Below are 16654 nucleotides of genomic sequence, written 5' to 3' on the forward strand. Positions count from 1 at the left end.
CTGCCGTGTGCAGGGAGGCACAGGCGGCGCGAGGCGCCGAGCCGCCTCAGGAGGATTTGCGGCCGAGCACGGCGGCGAGGGCGTTGGCCATGGCGGTATCCGGCAAGGCCTGGCTTGCCTTGGGCGCGCTGGCCGGCTTGGCCGGACGCGGCTTGCTGGCCGGCTTGCCGCGCTTGGCGTTGGGTTGCGCCGGCTTGCCGTTGCCTTCTGCCGGTTTGCGGGCCGGACGTGCTTCGGCCTGCCTTGCTGCGTATTCCTTGGCGCGCTCGGCGCGGCGAGCGTCCTCGGCGGCCTTGATCCGTGCCTTGATAGCCGTCGAGACCGCTGCGGCGTGCGACTGCTGTTCGGCGGTCATCTCGCCGCTGGGCGTGCCGTCGAGGGCATAGCGCTGGCCGCCTGCAGCCATCGCCGCCTGATAGGCTGGACGGCGCACCCACAGGAAGACCGCGCGGGCAATCTTGTCCACATCCAGTCCCTTGGTCTCGCACTCGGCCTTCAGGCGTTCGCGCGTGTCCAGTGCCAGCGGTTTGGTTTGCTTGAGATCGAACACGGCAGGCCAGTGCTCGGCCAGCAGCGCAAACGCGGCCTGGCGTTCCTCGGCCATTTTCTGTTTGCGGTTCGAAGATTCGGTCATGGTGCCTCCTGACAGGCGCAGTGCAGACGAAAAACCCCGATGCGTCGCCCGGGGTTGGCGCCGGACGGACGGCTGGGCGGATCCGGAGACTCCCGAATCGCTGCGCAACGCGGCGTGACGGCTTTGAAACCGGCGATCATACCATAGCGCTTGCGCGGGCCAGCGGCACCTGCCTACTTTTGCGGGGGATGAACAACGGAGGACGTCCCCGGCAAGCAGCCAGCTACTCGAACTTGCAACGACCGCGTTGTTCATTGCGCTAAGCTCCTAAATATCTACTGGCAGCGAAGTAACCCTGCTGGACCTGGAGATGGGCCCAACCTTGTCGCAAGGAGGCTCGAATGACACTCAAACGCATGCTGGTCGTTTTGGTTTCGACGGCCTTGATGGCCGGTTCGCCGTTGCTGGCTGTCGGGGCCGGTTCGGCCGTCGTGGTGCCGTGGACGGACCTGCAATGGAAGGACCTGGGCAACGGAATCGCTGCGGCGCCGGTTTCGGGGCGCATGGAGCAGGAGCGGAGCCGGTTCTTCCTGAAGTATCCGGTCGGTCTGGTGACGCCCAGGCACCATCACGATGCGGACCACTACGTGACGGTGCTGTCGGGCACGATCACGCTGAGTGTCGAAGGCAAGGACTATCGGCTGGGGCCCGGGGCTTACTTTGCTTTGACGAACAAGGTGCCCCACACGGCGAGGGTCGAGGGGAACGAGGACGCGGTGTTCTTCATCCAGGCCGACGGGCCGTGGAATGTCGTGATGGAGAAGTAGCTGGCAGATACGTACGCGGGTCGACGCGCGGAGCCGTTGCTCGGCTCGGCGTCATCCATGCCACGGCAGGGTGAAGCTTCGCCGATTGCAACGCTGCTTGGGCGTTCTTTGCTTTGACCAGGGCCCCGGCCGGGGCCTTGGCGTGCCCTGAACCCTGCCGGCCGGTCGCCGGCTTCAGTTGTTGCCGCCGACGATCGGCTCGCGGGGAAACAGGGAATCCACCAGATTGATCGGGCCTTCGCGTTTGCCAATCCAGATGTCGTGATGCGGCGCGGTTTGAAAAAATGCGACCTGACTATTGTCGAGCGGCACCCACGCATAACTGACGATGCTGCGTTTCCATTGCGATTGCAGATAAGGATCCAGAGGGCGGATGTCGCTGCTGCCTTCATGGGTTTTTCGTCGGTCGCGAATCAGGAATATCAATTGATCGGCGACCGAGATCTGAATTGCCGATACCGACCAGCGGGTGCCGGTCAATTCGTCCGATTCGATGATGTCTATCGTGCCGCCGCGGCAGACACCGTAATACTTCAGTCCGCGGTGATTGATCGATACTTCGTAATTGCAGCCCATGCTGTTGACCACAACAAACCCCAGAAGTGCGAGCGTCAGCAGCGGCAATATGAAATGGATTTTCTTCACGGCTGGGCCTGCTGATTCGTGTTCACGACATTCACCATCCGGCCGGAGATCAGCACGACGCTGCCCGATTGCACCGGTCCGGTTTGCGCAGAAAGGGGGGTGTGATTGTCGACCGCACACACCCATTTGCCATTGGTCTGCGTGCAGTCGACGTCAATCCATTCGTGATAACTCACCAGCAGCGTCACCAACAGCAAAACCAGGCAGATCAGATTGATGGCGCGCCAGCGGCATCTCCGCGCATCGTTGGCGGGTGTTGCTGCAAGGACGGGCGACGTGTCGGGCCGTGCGGGGGCGGGTGCTGCCTCGGGGGGCGGATCGTGCAGGGGTCCGGCAGGGGCCGGTATCGCCACGGCTTCGACCGCAGCGGGGCGAAACTCGGCTTTCAATCCGACCAGCAGCGTCAACAGGTAACCCTGACGAGGCTGGTTGTGGATTTCCACTTCCGGCGGGACGGTCTGCAAGTGCCTGCGCAGGGTGGAGATCGCCACGGCCAGCGAGCTGGCGCTGATCGGTTTGCCCTGCCAGCCGATGGCGACCAGTGCGTCCTTGCTGCAGATCTGGCCGGGATGGTCGAGCAGGTGGGCAAGGATTCTGGCTTCTGCACCGGAAAGGCGCACCCGGGTTTCCGTTTGCGACTGTGTGTGCAGGGTCAGATAGCGCAACTCAGGCTGAAACTCGAACGAGCCGAACAGTAAGCGAGATCCTGACACGCATATTCCCTTGACGTAGAAATTCACGACACCGGCATTCGTCGGCGCGGTGCTTTCAAAGCCGGAGCCCGATGATAGCTCAGGGGAATCGGGGCGAACAGCGCTGTATTAATTGGATTTTTCGTAAATTTTAATAATTTTTGATCCATTTACGCGGCATGTCCGCTGGCTCAGAGTCGATTCGCCAGCAAGACGAATGTTCCGACGCACCGCTAGGTCCGGGCCGGATTGCGGGGTGTCGGGAGATGAATTCATGCAGGGCGTGAAAGCGGTTGTTGGGATTGCTGCGACAGAGACGGAGCGGGTGCTCGCCACACACCTGGTCCACCCCGGATCCGGTCTGCGCATTGCACTGGCAACGGGTCTGGTCAGCGTGCCGCTCCAGCCGAACTCACTACAGCGTCGCTTCAGTCTGGATCTGGGCGGGCGGGAGCGCGCGTTGTTGCGTGCGCTGGTGGAAAGGAACGGCCGGACCGTGCCGCGTTCGCAGCTGGAAGTCCTGGCGTTCACCGGGCGAAAGGAGCCGGCCACGTCGCTGCGCCTGGCGATCGTGCGACTGCGCCGGGTTTTCGTGCGCGTCGATGTGCAATGCAGTTGTCTGCAAACGGTCTATGGCGTCGGCTATCGCTTTGATGCCGGTTTGTCCGGATTCGACATCGTATTTGAGTCAAGCGCGTGTGTTTCAACCTGACACCCGGTTTGAACGGTTTTTGATGGGATTGAATTGACAGGAGTTGGCGATGAAACATCGTGCATTGGTAATGGCGGTCGTATTTGCTTTTCAACCGGTTCTGGCAAGCGCTTCCGCTTCGTTCGATCCGCACAGCGTGGTCGGTTCGGATTCGAGTTACGCCAAATCGACGCTGAAGTCCAGCGGCTATCAGCAGGTCCACGAGCAGGCGGGGACCGATCGCCGCTGGGTCAGCTGGTGGAATTCGAATAGCGAGGATTGTGTGGTGACAACCGAAAAGAATGATCGCTATATCGATGCAATCGGCACGGTACAGGCCGAATGCAAGCAGTACGTCAAAAGCGCCGGCGTTTCGGGCGTCGCGCTTGCCGCCGGGGCCGCGGCGCTGATCGGCGGCATTGCCCTGTATCAGCACAACAAGCACAAACAGAAAGACGAAGAAAAGCAGCACAAGGATGAACAATACCAACGGGGTTATACCGACGGCCGCAATCATGACGGTCGCCACAATATCGATCGTTCCGATGATTACAACGCCGGCTACGACGCCGGGCTGGCCGAATACCGCGAGCAGCGTGGCCGCGATGACGATGATCGCCGCGACCATCACGGCCGGCACCGGCAGGACTTCGTCGCCGTTGCCGACCTGATCGGCGCACGGGCGTCGTCCGGTGAGAGCCAGCTGATCCAGCGCGGCTTCTACAACGTCGACGGCCGCAAGGGCTGGCACAACAGCTACACCAGCTGGTGGAACGAGGCGGCGCGCGAATGCGTGCAGGTCGTTACCAACGACGGCCGCTACCGCGACGTGCGCGTTGTTTCGCCGAACAACTGCGCCTGATTTTTGCCGGGTCGTGTGCCGGCCCGCTTGAGGGAGCGGCCGGCGCACGACATTGGCGCCCTTCCTTTCATTCCCTTTGCGAATGACCCAACGATTCGGCTACGCCGGCGAGCGCCGCGTGTAGTGAAACAGGAGCAACACCATGAAACCGACCAGGATCGTCGCCTGCCTGGCACTGTATGCCGCCGCGAACGTCGTGACGACTGCCAGCGCCGCGACGCATGAACAGGAGCAGGATTCGTTGATCCAGCAGGCGCTGCATACGCAATGGTATGCCAATGACAATCGCGGCATGATTCTGCACCTGCAGGGCGAGGCGACCAATAACAGCAACGACGTTCAGGTGCTGGAGCAAGTAGTCACCCATCAAGACCAACAGCTGCAAACGCTGGGCAATGGCTTGGCCAAGTCGCAAGGCGATATCAAGACGCTGTTTGCCGATCAGGGCCGCCAGGATAGGGCGCTGGATCGGGAGGCGTCACTGCGCGAGGCCGGTGACAAGGCCAATTCGGCCGCGCTTGGCCAGGAAGCGATCGATCGCGAGAACGGCGATGCGCTGAATGCGCAAAAGCTGGGTGCCGAACGGGCCGAGCGCCTGGCGGGGGATCAGGCCAATGCAGGGCGGATTGCGCAGGAAGCACAAACGCGGGCGGATGGCGATGCGCTGAATGCGCAGAAACTGGACGATGAAGCGACGCAACGACGCGGTGCCGACCGGCAACTCCATGCCGACCTGGGCGCTGAAACCCAGGCGAGGATTCAGGGCGACCAGCGCAATGCCCGGCTGTTTCAGGGCGAGCAGCAGCAGATCGACAACGAGCAGATCCGGATCAGCAATGAAGTGGTCAACCGGATCAATGCCGTCAATACCGAGGCCCGGGCGCGGGCCGACGGTGACGTCCGGACGCTGAAAGCGGCCAACGACTATACCGATCAGCGCATCGACACGCTGGCCGGCGAAGTCCGGAGCAGCAACGACAAGCTGGAACGCGGCATCGCCGGTGCGCTGGCCGCGACCGGCCTGCATTACGCCAACGGCCCGCATGGTGCCGTCTCGGTCGGATACGGCAACTATGCGGGACAGTCGGCGGTTGCGCTGGGAGTGATGGCGCACGTCACTTCGAGGGTCGACGTCAACCTGGCGGCATCGTACGACGGCGAGCAGGCCGGGGTGGTTGCCGGGGCCTCGCTGGGCTTCTGAGCGCATTCAGGCCGGGGCGCAGTCGGTGTGCGGTGCCGGCAAGGCTGAAAGACATGGATTCCCGAGTCAAGCGTCTGGTTCTGTTCTGCATTGTTGCAATGGCATTTCCCCCGGCCGCGATCTACCTGGTGCTGCTGTACCTGCGACACAAGATCCGGCGGCGGTGACGCCGCTCTGCGAAGGAATCGCTTCGTCGCGTCGAGCCGCCGTACGGTACGCCGCGACGGATACGCGGTTCCGGGGCAATATGAGTGCCGCTACGCGCTTTTCCGAGTCTGTGCCGGCAGGACCGCGTGATTCCTTTACCGACCTCCGGCTGCCGGACCGCGAACCGGCAGCGCCGGCATGCTGCAGCAATGCGTTCAGGCACGCATTGCGAATCCGTGAAGATTGAACACCGGGGCAGGGAATTGTTCCGGCCAATGTCTGTGCGGTCTTGCAGGTGCCGGCGGCGTTGTCACGGGGTTTCAATCTGGCGGGGTGAAGATGGGAGCGACGGCTGTCCGTCATATCTTCCCGGAGTTACGCCATGCGCCTGCGACTTCGCCGTTTTGCATCGATGGCAGCGGGTCTGTTGACATTGGTGGCGTGCACGTCCTTACCCGCGACCGGTACCGAACAGGTCGCCGGGTCGGCAGTCAGCTATGCCATTGCCGGTTCGACGGGGCCGGTTGTGGTGCTGCAATCGGGGTTGGGCGATGACCGCAGCCCGTGGCGGCTGGTTGTGCCGGCGTTGAGCAGCCGGTACACGGTGTTCAGCTATGACCGCCCAGGCTATGGCAGCAGTGCCAGCAGCCTTGAATCTCGTGATGCCTGCACCATCGCCCGCGAACTGCACACCTTGCTGCTGGCGGCCCGGATGCCGCCGCCGTACGTGCTGGTCGGGCATTCGCTTGGCGGACTGTATCAGTACGCCTATGCCAGGCTGTACCCGCAGGAGGTGGCCGGACTGGTGCTGGTGGACGCCACGTATCCGGCGCACTGGCAGCGGATGCAGCAGGACGTGCCGGCGCTGGCCGGCGTGCTCACGGCGCTGCGGGCCACAACGTTCAGCGGTACCGAACGGCGCGAATTCGATGCACAGGAAAACTGTCTGGGCGCGCTGGCGGCCACCCCGCTGGCGATCCCGACCCGGGTGCTGAGGCGCAGCGAGTACGGCGCGATCGAGCAGGGTGCCTTTGCCCGGCTCGACCGCGAGCTGGCGCAGGACTGGACCCGCCTGACCGGGGCATCGCGCGTCGACGTCGTATCGAACTCGGGGCACTACATCCAGCAGGATCAACCGGCCAAGGTGGTAGCCGCGGTCAACGCTGTGGCCCCGGTGCGTTGATTCGGGCAAAGCGTCGCAACGTTGCCTGCCTGCAAATCGGCAATCGCAGAACGCGACGAGCGCGCTCGAATCGGCGCCGGATCATGCATCGACGCGACTACGAAGCTCGTGCCGTCATCGCGGTTCAGACCAGCAGGCGCCCGGCGTCGTCGAACACCCAGGCATCTTCGTAGCACACCTCAAACAGATGCCCGTCGGGATCCCGGAAATACCCGGCGATTCCCCAAGCGGTCTGCGTGGCGGGTTTGACCAGCGTCCCGCCGTGTTTCACCGCCAATGCCAGTGCTTCAGCCACTTCACCCGGCTGCCGGGTCAGGTAGACGAGCGCACTGTGCGCCGCCTGCGACGGCAACGACGCAGGCTGGCCCGCGTCATCAGCCAGATCGCGCCGGGCGATCAGGCCGAGCACCACACCGCCAAGATCGATCTTGACGAAGCCTGCGTGCGAACTCGGCGCGGCCAGCCAGCCGAGCGCGGCATAAAAAGCCGAACTACGCGCGATGTCGTCCACGCCAAGCAAAATCAGGTTTAAACGAGGCTGCATGCGTGCTCCGCCAATTGAAATAGGACGTTCGTTCTATTCTGACATGACTGCATCCGTCTGTCATCGGGATGACGGCTGATTTTTCTGGTGGTCCGGATACACGCTTTTGCACGTCGGTGACGTGGGCTCAGGTTGGTGGCCGGGGTGCGGGATATGAAGGGCGTCGAGCCAAGGGCAGCGAAGTGGAGTGACCGGCCTTTATTCAGACAGTTGTCCAACAAGCCAGAAAAGACAAAGGGCCTAGCGGAAGCTAGGCCCTTTGATAGTACTGGTGCCGGCGCCAGGATTCGAACTCGCTACCCCCTGATTACAAGTCAGGGTATTTTATGTCTCTTGCGGTCCCGATGTATTTCGTAGATCGGCTGTAGGTCGCATAAATACTTGATTTATGCATTTCACTTGTCTCACATTGTCTCAGGTAGATCGACAAAATCTCGCGCCATGTGTAAACATAAGTGTAACCATAAAACTGGCGAGTGAGAGACGGTGGTCAAGAAGCTAACGGTCAAAGAAGTCGACAGCGCCAAGCTGCCGGAAGGCAAACGCGAGGCGTATTTGCGGGACGGTGATGGTCTTGAGCTGCGTGTGACTGCGAGCGGGGCGTATTGGCAGATGCGCTACCAGTTTCAGGGGCGGCGGCGTGTGCTGGGAATGAACGAGGACGAGAGCGAGCGAGACGGGGAGGCCAAGTCTGGCGAGCACAAATTGCTGTCCGCTCGCCGCTGGCGGGCGTGGTGTCGCCTGCAACTGGCCAAGGGGGGCGACCCGGCCGAGGCGCGCCAAATGCTGGAAAGCGAGCGCAGGCGTGCAATGAATGCTGCCAAGGAAGCTCTGGAAAGCGCCGAGCGAGAGGCTGCTCGCCTTGCGGCGCGGATGACGTATGGAGAGCTTTTCGAGCGCTACCGCCTGGCGCACGTTGAGACGCTGCGTGGCAAAGCTGAAATCATCCGTCGGCACAAGAAAGATGTGCTCCCGGCCATTGCTAGTGTTTATGCCGATGAAGTGACGCGGCAGATGGTCGCTAATATCGGGCAGGCGATATCGGCGCGCGGCGCTCGTCGAGCCGCTCATCTGACCTTGGGTGATATCGCGGCTTGCTTCAAATGGGCGATTGATACTGCCTTGCTTGATGAAGGCCAGAATCCGGCTGCGGCGATCAAGAAGACCCGCATTGGCGATGCTTCGAAACTGCGTGATCGTGTTTTGTCAGAAAGCGAACTTCGCCATTTGCTGCAGTCGGCCTTGCCTGCGAGCAAGCTCTCGGCAAGGGCAAAGGCTGCAGTGCAGATCATGCTTGCAACGCTGTGCCGGGTGGGTGAGGTTTGCCGGGCGCAATGGTCGCATGTGGACTTGGCGGCCGGTCTGTGGCGCATTCCGGCGGAGAACGCCAAGAACAATGAAACCCACGTTATCCACCTCAGCGAGTTTGCGCTTACTGCATTCCGCGCTCTGCAGGAGGTGGCGACGAGTCCGGTTTGGGTTTTGCCTGGCAAAAGCGACGACGTGCACATTTGCGTCAAAACCACGACTAAGCAGATCGCGGACAGACAACGTACCGATGCAGAGCCCATGTCGAGACGTTCAAAGGAAACGGCGAGTTTGGTGCTGGAAAACGGGCACTGGACCAGCCACGACTTGCGCCGAACCGGCGCAACCATGATGGGGGAGCTGGGTGTGGCGCCTCATGTTATCGACAAATGTCAAAATCACGTCGAGAAGAACAGGGTGACGCGCACCTATCAGCGCCAAGAGTTGATGGCGGAGCGCAAGGCAGCCTTTGAGCTATTGGGGCGTCGGCTGGCGTTGCTGGCTGATCCGGGTGCCAATCATGTGCTGCTGTTGCCGCGTGCCTGATGCGGTTGGTGCACGACAAATACAGCAGGAGAGCAAACGACTCTCCGCGAGACTGCGCAACCTAGTACACTCGAATCTATAGGCTGGCTGTTTTGGCGACCAAACCATGCTTCGAAATGAAATTTCAACCCCGTATTGATGCGGGGTTTTGTATTTCTGGCCGCCACTTAATGCCCATGCTGGTCGAGCTGGTTGTTATCGGCCAGCCGCCAGTTTGACTTCTGGCTTAGGCCCCCGGCTGCTTTTGCAAGTGGCTCACGATGTGTAAACCCGTGCCGATCGTGCACGAATGCAGTTCAACCCTAGCAAGGTATTCAATGACCCCGCCCAACTGCGGGGTTTTTTAGTTTGTTGCCCCCTGCGAATCAATAACGCCGGGGGCTTTTTCATTTATGGATGTTCATGACTACGAAATATCTTCGCCCCCGTGCGTTGGCTGAATACCTGCAGATTAGCCGTGCGACGCTTTATCGCTGGCTTCAAACCGACCCGACTTTCCCTCGTCCGGCCCGCTGCGGCGGTGTGACGCTGTTTCCTGTCGAAGAAGTCGAGCGATGGCTCGCCATGAAGGTGAGCTGATGCGGTTCGATTTCACTGTTCCACCCCCAAGCCCTGCTGCCTTTGCATGCGGGGTTTTTTGTTTGAGGCAATGCATTGCGCAGGTGACACAACTCACGTTGAAATCGCCCCGCCCACTGGTTGCCAAGCCCCTGCTACGGCTGGACTTCAGCTGGTCTGCCACTCACCGGAATAATCCTATTCCTGTCCGGTTTGTGATTGTGTACTGCCAAAAGCAGTGCGAGGCGGAAAGTCCTGCAGCGGCTGGGAGCGGGCAAGGGCGCACTACTTGGCCGGGGCAGGGGGCATGGCAATGAATGCCCGCCTGACCAATCCATCCAAATGCGGCTCAGCAGCGCCGACCCGGATGGCGCAGCGCAAGCAGACGGCAATGTTGCCTTTATCCACCGGCGGCGAGCGCTCGATCTACCTGCCCATCATGACGGCGATTGACGATGTCCTTTCATCGGCGCGGCAAGAGATGGCCAGACCGGCCGCTGCTATGGTGCGGGTGACGTTGTTGCGTGATGACTCGATGGCCAAGGTGATGCAGCTGCTGTGCGAGCATTTCACGCGTCGTGGTGCATCAAGACCGGGCTATGTCTGGGCATTGGAGCTGGAGCCGGACGACAAGCGCGATGACTATCCCCACTACCATCTGATGGTGGTCTTTGATCTGAAGGCCAATTACATCGGTACGCTGGTCGATGCATTGAAGCGCCTGAAACAACGGGGTTGGATCGAGGGTTTTCATATCAGCAAGGATCGGGGAAGGCTCAAAATCCATGCATTGGATTCCGATGTTGCAAGGGACGCCTGCCGCGAACATGCGGGCTATATCGCCAAGGTTGATACCAAGCGGCGACAGCCTGGGCGTCGGCTTTACGGCCGCTCGCAGATCAGCAAAGTGTTGGCGGCTGCGACTACGCCCGAAGCATTGGCCATTCCGCTTCAGAGCACGGTTCATATCGAAGCCGGAGCAATGTGCCAATGCACGCCATCGCCGTGGCGGTTTCCCCATTCTACAGCGCCCCGCTGTATCGCACTGGATGGATGCCGAAGGCGTTCGGGCGAGCAAATCAATGCGGTGAGATTGAACGCAGGGCAGTACGCAGCCCCGTGTGAATCCGGGGGCGTCGTGGGTCATTCGGGTGCCGTGTTGCAATCATCCGTCATGCCCTTGGCACCTTGAGTGGAAAGTGTATTCGGGGGCATTCGATCGCGGTTTGGCTTGGTGGCAGGATGGAGCTACCGTGCTCGGTACGCAGTACGCACTTTCCGCGAACGAACTGAAAAGTGCGTACCGCATTGGCAAGATCAGTGGGCGTGTGTGGATACAGCCTTAGCCCTCATCCGGTACCGAAACCGTCCAGATGCGCTTGAGCGGCAGTTCGGCCTTGAGTTCGTCCTGCAGCTTGTCGTAGTGCACGAACAATTGCTCCAGCAGCTCGTTGCGGCCCCACAGGCGCAGCCGGAAAAAACTGCTGGCCAGGTCCTTCTGCACGTTCGGCTTGAACCCGCTCCACGACACGAACAAACCCTGGTTCGCGTTGAACTTGGTCATTGCACCGAGCAATTTGTCGACGGTCGGCCGGTCGATCGGGCCGCTTTCCGATTTCACTTCGACGCAGATGCACTGCTGGCCGAAGCCCATCGGACCGTTGCCTGCGAGGATGTCGGCGCCGCCGTCGGCACCTTCGGAGCTGCGCAAGGTCGTGTAACCCTGCGCCTTGCAGGATGGCTTCGACCGGCCAGGTCAGTTTGTGTCCCTTGAAGCGGCCCTCGATCAACGCGGCGATGTGCCCGTATGCAAGATTGCAGATCGTTGGGACAAGGTTTCGAGTAGTTTTGTGCGGATTTGCTGCCGATCATCGCCGTAATGTGCACGGCGATGATGCTCCGGGCAGAGCGCCACAACATTTTCCACCTCATCCGGGCCACCTTCGCTCAGCGGAACAACGTGGTGGGTTTCCAGATAAATGCGACCGTCGTGCGTGGTAAATCCGGGGGTGCTGCAGTACTCACAAAGCCCCTCGGCATGCTGCAGTACGCGCATACGGACGCGTGCACTCCGGATAAATGAACTGGTTTCGTGGCTTACCTTTGCCGGAGGCTCTGGCTGTACATTCAACGAGAACTGATCCACGTATTGACCTGGAGGGGCGTCTCGAACCAGCTGATATTCGCCGCTCATCATGTCGTACTTCGTCAATGCCCAAGTCTGTGCATCAAGGGCACGGTACAGGACTCGCGACGCCACCTCTTCGTTGACATCGGCATCCGTCATTCTGCCTGCGCACAGGATGACGCGTACCGGCAGCGAATGGCGCCAGACCTTTTGCAGCACGCCATCCATGCGGTCGGCACGGTTTTTCCACGTCGACTTGCCCTTGCTGGCAGCGTCCAATCCGAAGGCACGAATGTTAAAGCGATGGCTGATCACGCCCTCGTCTTCATCCATTTCCTCCACCCACAGATTAACGATGGCAGGGTGATCATCCTGCAGGAAAGACCACTCATAACAATATTTCGGGTTTGAAGCCGCCTTGGCTACCCCACCTTTGAAGTTGGCCCAGTCCGAGACATCCAGACCAACCTCGGACAGCAAATCCATGACGCGTGCACGTTGCCGGGGTTTCAGATCAGCCAGCGTGGTCATGGCTGCACCCCTTTGCGTCCACGCTTGGGTTTCGGCGCTGCTTCGCGTTGCGTGGCCAGGCGCTTGAGCAACTCGCTCGCCGGTTCGTCATTCGGGTCCTGCGGCACCAGCTCGCCGCGGAAGGCTTTGGCCAGTAGCGACGGCGTCAACCGGTCGGCGGCGGTTTGCGCTGCGGCGAGGCGGGCTTCGAGGCGCTCGGCGAAGGCGAATAGCGTTTCTACGCGGTGGATGATTTCGGTTTGCTCATCAATGGATGGCAGCCTTAAGGGCAACGAGCGCAACTCTTCCGAGTTGATGTTGTTCACGCCACTGGTCGATTTAGCCGTCATTTCTATGACTTGCCTAATCTGCGGTGAGCTGATGACCATCCATGAAAATTTCGGGATGATGCGGATCTCATCGGGCCTCAGCCTTATCAAATAGCCCGCAAACAACATGCCCTCTGCTGCACTGTCAATGACAGACGCCTTTCCAACCAAATCGACGCTACCATTCGAACGAATAATCAGGAGGTCGCCAATCCGAAGTACTAGTTTTGCGCGTTCGATCTCATCAAATTCGGCGTACTTCAAGTCGTTCAGATTAGGCGCGCCATCGGCCCCAATATTAGGTATGCGCAAGACCGCCGATCCAATAGCTACCTCGCTACACTTCTTGGCGGTGCCATACCGCAGATCAAGAGCAATTTCGCCAAACGTCGAGTCGACCCAATCTAAAGCTAATTTTCTTGAATCCCGCCAATCCTCGGTCAGCCTGCCCGAGGTCGCGGCGGCGAGGACGGACTGGCGGAAGCGTTTGAGGATGGGCGCGACGCGGGCAAGGCGTTCGCGGCAGGCATCGACCCGCGCCAGTGTCGCGTCGAGCTTGTCGGCGATGCGTTTTTGTTCGGGGAGCGGGGCGAGTTGAATTTTTAAAGCTTTAAGCTTTGAGCCATTTACATTTGGCTGGCCGATCCCAGAACTAAACTCTGTTATTTGATTCCAATAAAAATCTGAACCAAAAAAATAATTTAGGTATTTAGATGTCTCTACCAAGGTCGGTCGAACACGAATTAGATAGGAAGCAAATACTGCGTTTTTGATGTCGGAAACAATCAGAAAGCTTTTCCCAACTGTCGCCCCTGTGCGCGCAAACACTATATCGCCATCGTTTAATGAGTATTTAGCCAAGCCATCATGAGAGATGTCGCAGAACGGCACAGATGACCAATTAACCTTGTTGTCCTGAATGTCTGTGATTCGAAGCATTCTGGCATCGCCGCTCAAAGAGTTCGCTTTGGCCGTATAGCCGTATGAAACATCTTCAGCGATTACTTGTAGTTCGCACTCTGCCCACCCCTTCGGCAAGCCACTCATTCCGCCACCTCTTCACCCAGCTCGGCCAGAATCGCTTCGAGTTCGGCTAAGGCACCATTCAATTCATCCATCGCTTCGCGTGCCAATACACTCGGTTCGGGCAAATCGGCGGCATCCTCGGCGCTGTCGTCCTTCAGCCATGAAATATCCAGACTGTCGCCGCGTTCCTTGATCCAGTCGCGGCCGAACACGCGGAAGCGACCGGTTTCACCCTGATCCATGCGTGGGCTGCTGCCGTGCGGGTCGGTACCGAAGGCGGCTTCAAAGTCGGCGAAGTGGCCGCGGGTGAACGGGGTGCGCTTGCCGAACTTCGGCATATTGGCGCGCAGATCGTAAACCCAGACATTTTGCGTGCTGGCGGTGGCTGCCTGGCTGACTTTGCTGAAGAACAGCACATTGGTTTTGACGCCCTGGGCATAGAAGATGCCGGTGGGCAGGCGCAGGATGGTGTGCAAGTTGCACTTGTCCATCAGATCGCGACGGATGTCGGCGCCGACGCCGGATTCGAACAGCACGTTGTCCGGCAGCACCACGGCGGCGCGGCCACCGTCTTTCAGGTGGCGGACGATGTGCTGGACGAAGGCGAGCTGCTTGTTGCTGGTGGTGAAGGTGAGGTCGTCACGCGTCGGGCCGCCTCCGCCCTTGGCGGTGCCGAACGGCGGGTTGCTGAGGATGAGGCTGGATTTGGGTAACTGGCTGCCGGCGCTGCCGAGGGTGTTGCCGAGGTGAACTACGCCGGCGTCGTCGCCTTCCATGCCGTGCAGCAGGCAGTTCATCAGCGCGAGGCGACGGGTGTCGGGCACCAGCTCCATGCCCAAGTAAGCGTGGTTGCGCTGGAAGCTGCGCTGTTGCTCGGTCAGGTCGTAGAGGTCGTCGGTGTTGGCCTTGATCCAGGTGTCGGCGGCGATCAGAAAGCCGGCGGTGCCGGCGGCCGGGTCTTGTATGGTTTCGCCGGGCTGCGGCTGCATCAGTGCGACGATGCTGTCGATCAGCGGCCGCGGGGTGAAGTACTGGCCGGCGCCGGATTTGGTTTCGCTGGCGTTTTTTTCCAGCAGGCCTTCGTACAGATCGCCCAGGCCGTCTTTTTGCGCCGAGAACCAGTCGATGCCGTCGAGCGATTTGATCAGTTGCTCAAGATGGCGAGGCTCGCGCAAGCGCGTTTGCGCGTCGGCGTAGATCGCGGCGATCAGCGGGTCGTCGTGCTGGCTGAGCTTGAGCAGCGTGGCGCGGTACTCGTTTAGCAGGTTGATGCCAGAGAGATTGGTGAACACGCTCCAGCGCGCGTAGTCGGGCAGTTTGTGCGTGCTGAGGATGCCGCTCTGGGTGTTTTCGTGCTCCATCTTGATGAACAGCAGCAGCGCCAGTTCGGTGACGTAGTCGCTGTAGTTGATGCCGTCGTCGCGCAGCACGTCGCACAGGTTCCAGAGCTTCTGGACGATGTCGTTATTGGTCATGCTTGTTCCTTGCTAACGACGCCGGGAGCGCCGTCGAGATTGATCTGGTAACGGGTGCTGCGGCCGCCGCCGGGCAATTGGTACAGACAGCCCTTGGCGAGCAAGTCGGCAAGGTGACGCGTGGCCGTGGCCTTGCTGACCTTGGCAACCTTTTGATACTGGCTGGCGCTGATGCCTTGCTCGAAGCCGCCGCGTTCGTCGGTATCGCCATCGAGCAGGCGGTTGAGCACCTTGCGTTGCTCGGGCAGTAGCTGGGTGTCGCGGTAGCGCAGCCAGAAATGGCTTTTGCCGAGCACGCGGTCGATTTTGCCGAGTGCATCATCCATCGCCTGCGTCAGTGTGGCGAGGAACCAGGCGAGCCAGCCGGTGAGATCGAGCGGCACGTCGGGGGCAATGGATTGGTGCGTTTCGAGCTGATCATAATACTGCTTGCGCTGCGCCTGAATGGCGGCGGACATCGCGTAAAAACGCACGCTTTGACCTTCGCCTTGCGCCAGCGCCAGATCGGTGAGCGCGCGGGTGATGCGGCCGTTGCCGTCCTCGAACGGATGCAGTGTGACCAGCCAGAAATGCGCGATGGCGGCACGCAGCAAGGGATCGAGCGTGCCGTGGCTGGCGTTGAACCAGACGACAAAGCGCGCCAGCTCGATATCGAGCACATCCCGCGGCGGCGCTTCGAAATGGATGGTGGGTTTGTCGATGCGGCCGGACACGACCTGCATGGTTTCATCGCCGCGCCAGTCGCCGACATGCAAGCGCAACGCCATCAGCTCGGGCACATCAGCAAACAGCCATTGGTGCCATTGCAGCAAGCGTTGCAGCGTGAGTGGCTCGGCCAGATTGCCGGTGGCGTCGAACATGATCTGCGCGAGGCCTTCGCTGCGGGCTTCGCCACGTGCCGGCGCATCCAGTCCCAGCCTGCGCGCCAGACTGGAGCGCACCGAGCCGACGTTGAGCACTTCGCCTTCGATCGCGCTGGACTGAACGATGTTTTGCAGCATCGCATCCAGGCTGAATTCGGCCGACAGCGCCGGCCCGGCCCCTTGGGCTTTGCCCAGCAGCTGGCCCTGGCGGTATTGCGCCGCTCGCAGCGCATCCGCCAGCGCGTCGGCGCGCCAGACAAAGCGCGGGCCTTCCTGCGCGAGCCAATCAGGGTGCAGCCAGATCCAGTGCTTCATTGTCTTTGGCTTGGGGTGGTCGATGAGCCGAATGGTAGCATTATTCGGCTCATTTACAGATTCGAATGATGTTGATTTAGGGACCTGATCGGCTCAGTTCGGGGACTTGTTTCAGGACTAGGCGAGGCTGCGTAGGAAGCGAGTGCTTGCGACGTGGCCTTCCATGCTGAACGCGCAAGACTGGTGCGCCTACCCGGCCGGAAGTCGTCCCATGCATGAGCCGTGCCTTC

Annotated in this window: 16 protein-coding genes and 1 pseudogene; 8 read left to right on the forward strand and 9 right to left on the reverse strand. The window is 60.5% G+C overall.

All coding sequences use genetic code 11. The features are described from left to right. Positions 1 to 46: 46 nt before the first annotated feature. Positions 47 to 634, reverse strand: a complete 588-nt coding sequence (locus IE097_RS02460; protein WP_189458544.1) for a ProQ/FINO family protein — start codon at positions 632 to 634, stop codon at positions 47 to 49. 341 nt (positions 635 to 975) lie between these two features. Here IE097_RS02460 and IE097_RS02465 point away from each other — a divergent pair, with 341 nt between their 5' ends. Beyond that, on the forward strand, positions 976 to 1401 hold the full coding sequence (locus IE097_RS02465) for a cupin domain-containing protein (protein ID WP_189458545.1): 426 nt from the start codon (positions 976 to 978) through the stop codon (positions 1399 to 1401). A gap of 174 nt (positions 1402 to 1575) precedes the next feature. On the opposite strand, the gene IE097_RS02470 is transcribed toward IE097_RS02465, so the two are convergent. Continuing rightward, positions 1576 to 2046 carry a hypothetical protein gene (locus tag IE097_RS02470; protein WP_189458546.1) on the reverse strand — a complete coding sequence of 157 codons (471 nt, stop codon included), beginning with the start codon at positions 2044 to 2046 and terminating at the stop codon, positions 1576 to 1578. Beyond that, on the reverse strand, positions 2043 to 2786 hold the full coding sequence (locus tag IE097_RS02475) for a winged helix-turn-helix domain-containing protein (protein WP_189458547.1): 744 nt from the start codon (positions 2784 to 2786) through the stop codon (positions 2043 to 2045). Before IE097_RS02475 ends, IE097_RS02470 begins: the two co-directional genes overlap by 4 nt. A 226-nt stretch (positions 2787 to 3012) precedes the next feature. Here IE097_RS02475 and IE097_RS02480 point away from each other — a divergent pair, with 226 nt between their 5' ends. From IE097_RS02480 to IE097_RS02495, 4 genes are all read left to right on the forward strand, one after another. Next, complete coding sequence (locus IE097_RS02480) at positions 3013 to 3450, forward strand: helix-turn-helix domain-containing protein (RefSeq protein WP_189458548.1); 438 nt, start codon at positions 3013 to 3015, stop codon at positions 3448 to 3450. A gap of 49 nt (positions 3451 to 3499) precedes the next feature. After that, the gene (locus IE097_RS02485; RefSeq protein WP_189458549.1) at positions 3500 to 4291 is read left to right on the forward strand and encodes a hypothetical protein; all 792 of its coding nucleotides are present in this window, start codon (positions 3500 to 3502) and stop codon (positions 4289 to 4291) included. A gap of 142 nt (positions 4292 to 4433) precedes the next feature. After that, positions 4434 to 5492: a YadA-like family protein gene (locus IE097_RS02490; protein WP_189458550.1), complete on the forward strand. Its 1059-nt coding sequence runs from the start codon at positions 4434 to 4436 to the stop codon at positions 5490 to 5492. Positions 5493 to 6021: 529 nt separating this feature from the next. Next, a complete protein-coding gene (locus IE097_RS02495; RefSeq protein ID WP_189458551.1) occupies positions 6022 to 6822 on the forward strand; it encodes an alpha/beta fold hydrolase in 801 nt (266 codons plus the stop codon). 124 nt (positions 6823 to 6946) lie between these two features. Here the strand turns inward: IE097_RS02495 and IE097_RS02500 are convergent, their stop codons facing one another. Continuing rightward, on the reverse strand, positions 6947 to 7366 hold the full coding sequence (locus IE097_RS02500; protein WP_189458552.1) for a VOC family protein: 420 nt from the start codon (positions 7364 to 7366) through the stop codon (positions 6947 to 6949). Between the two features lie 486 nt (positions 7367 to 7852). On the opposite strand from IE097_RS02500, the gene IE097_RS02505 reads away from it, so the two are divergent. The 3 genes from IE097_RS02505 (at position 7853) to IE097_RS02515 (ending at position 10970) form a co-directional block, all read left to right on the forward strand. Beyond that, positions 7853 to 9220 (forward strand): tyrosine-type recombinase/integrase, encoded by a 1368-nt coding sequence (locus IE097_RS02505; RefSeq protein WP_189458553.1) that lies wholly within the window; start codon positions 7853 to 7855, stop codon positions 9218 to 9220. A 402-nt stretch (positions 9221 to 9622) separates the two neighbouring features. Then, the gene (locus IE097_RS02510; RefSeq protein ID WP_229797379.1) at positions 9623 to 9799 is read left to right on the forward strand and encodes a helix-turn-helix transcriptional regulator; all 177 of its coding nucleotides are present in this window, start codon (positions 9623 to 9625) and stop codon (positions 9797 to 9799) included. 292 nt (positions 9800 to 10091) lie between these two features. Continuing rightward, on the forward strand, positions 10092 to 10970 hold the full coding sequence (locus IE097_RS02515; RefSeq protein ID WP_189458555.1) for a YagK/YfjJ domain-containing protein: 879 nt from the start codon (positions 10092 to 10094) through the stop codon (positions 10968 to 10970). A gap of 150 nt (positions 10971 to 11120) precedes the next feature. On the opposite strand, the pseudogene IE097_RS02520 reads toward IE097_RS02515, so the two are convergent. From IE097_RS02520 to IE097_RS02540, 5 genes and pseudogenes are all read right to left on the reverse strand, one after another. Further along, positions 11121 to 11501: pseudogene (locus IE097_RS02520) on the reverse strand (restriction endonuclease); the annotation flags it as partial. Positions 11502 to 11564: 63 nt separating this feature from the next. Beyond that, positions 11565 to 12437 carry an HNH endonuclease gene (locus IE097_RS02525; RefSeq protein WP_189458556.1) on the reverse strand — a complete coding sequence of 291 codons (873 nt, stop codon included), beginning with the start codon at positions 12435 to 12437 and terminating at the stop codon, positions 11565 to 11567. Next, complete coding sequence (locus IE097_RS02530) at positions 12434 to 13792, reverse strand: restriction endonuclease subunit S (RefSeq protein ID WP_189458557.1); 1359 nt, start codon at positions 13790 to 13792, stop codon at positions 12434 to 12436. The genes IE097_RS02525 and IE097_RS02530 overlap by 4 nt, the downstream gene beginning before the upstream one ends. Then, complete coding sequence (locus tag IE097_RS02535) at positions 13789 to 15246, reverse strand: class I SAM-dependent DNA methyltransferase (protein WP_189458558.1); 1458 nt, start codon at positions 15244 to 15246, stop codon at positions 13789 to 13791. The genes IE097_RS02530 and IE097_RS02535 overlap by 4 nt, the downstream gene beginning before the upstream one ends. Next, the gene (locus IE097_RS02540; protein ID WP_189458559.1) at positions 15243 to 16424 is read right to left on the reverse strand and encodes a Fic family protein; all 1182 of its coding nucleotides are present in this window, start codon (positions 16422 to 16424) and stop codon (positions 15243 to 15245) included. Before IE097_RS02540 ends, IE097_RS02535 begins: the two co-directional genes overlap by 4 nt. Positions 16425 to 16654: the final 230 nt, after the last annotated feature.

Origin of the sequence: Jeongeupia chitinilytica, assembly GCF_014652315.1 — a bacterium.
GTDB lineage: Bacteria > Pseudomonadota > Gammaproteobacteria > Burkholderiales > Chitinibacteraceae > Jeongeupia > Jeongeupia chitinilytica.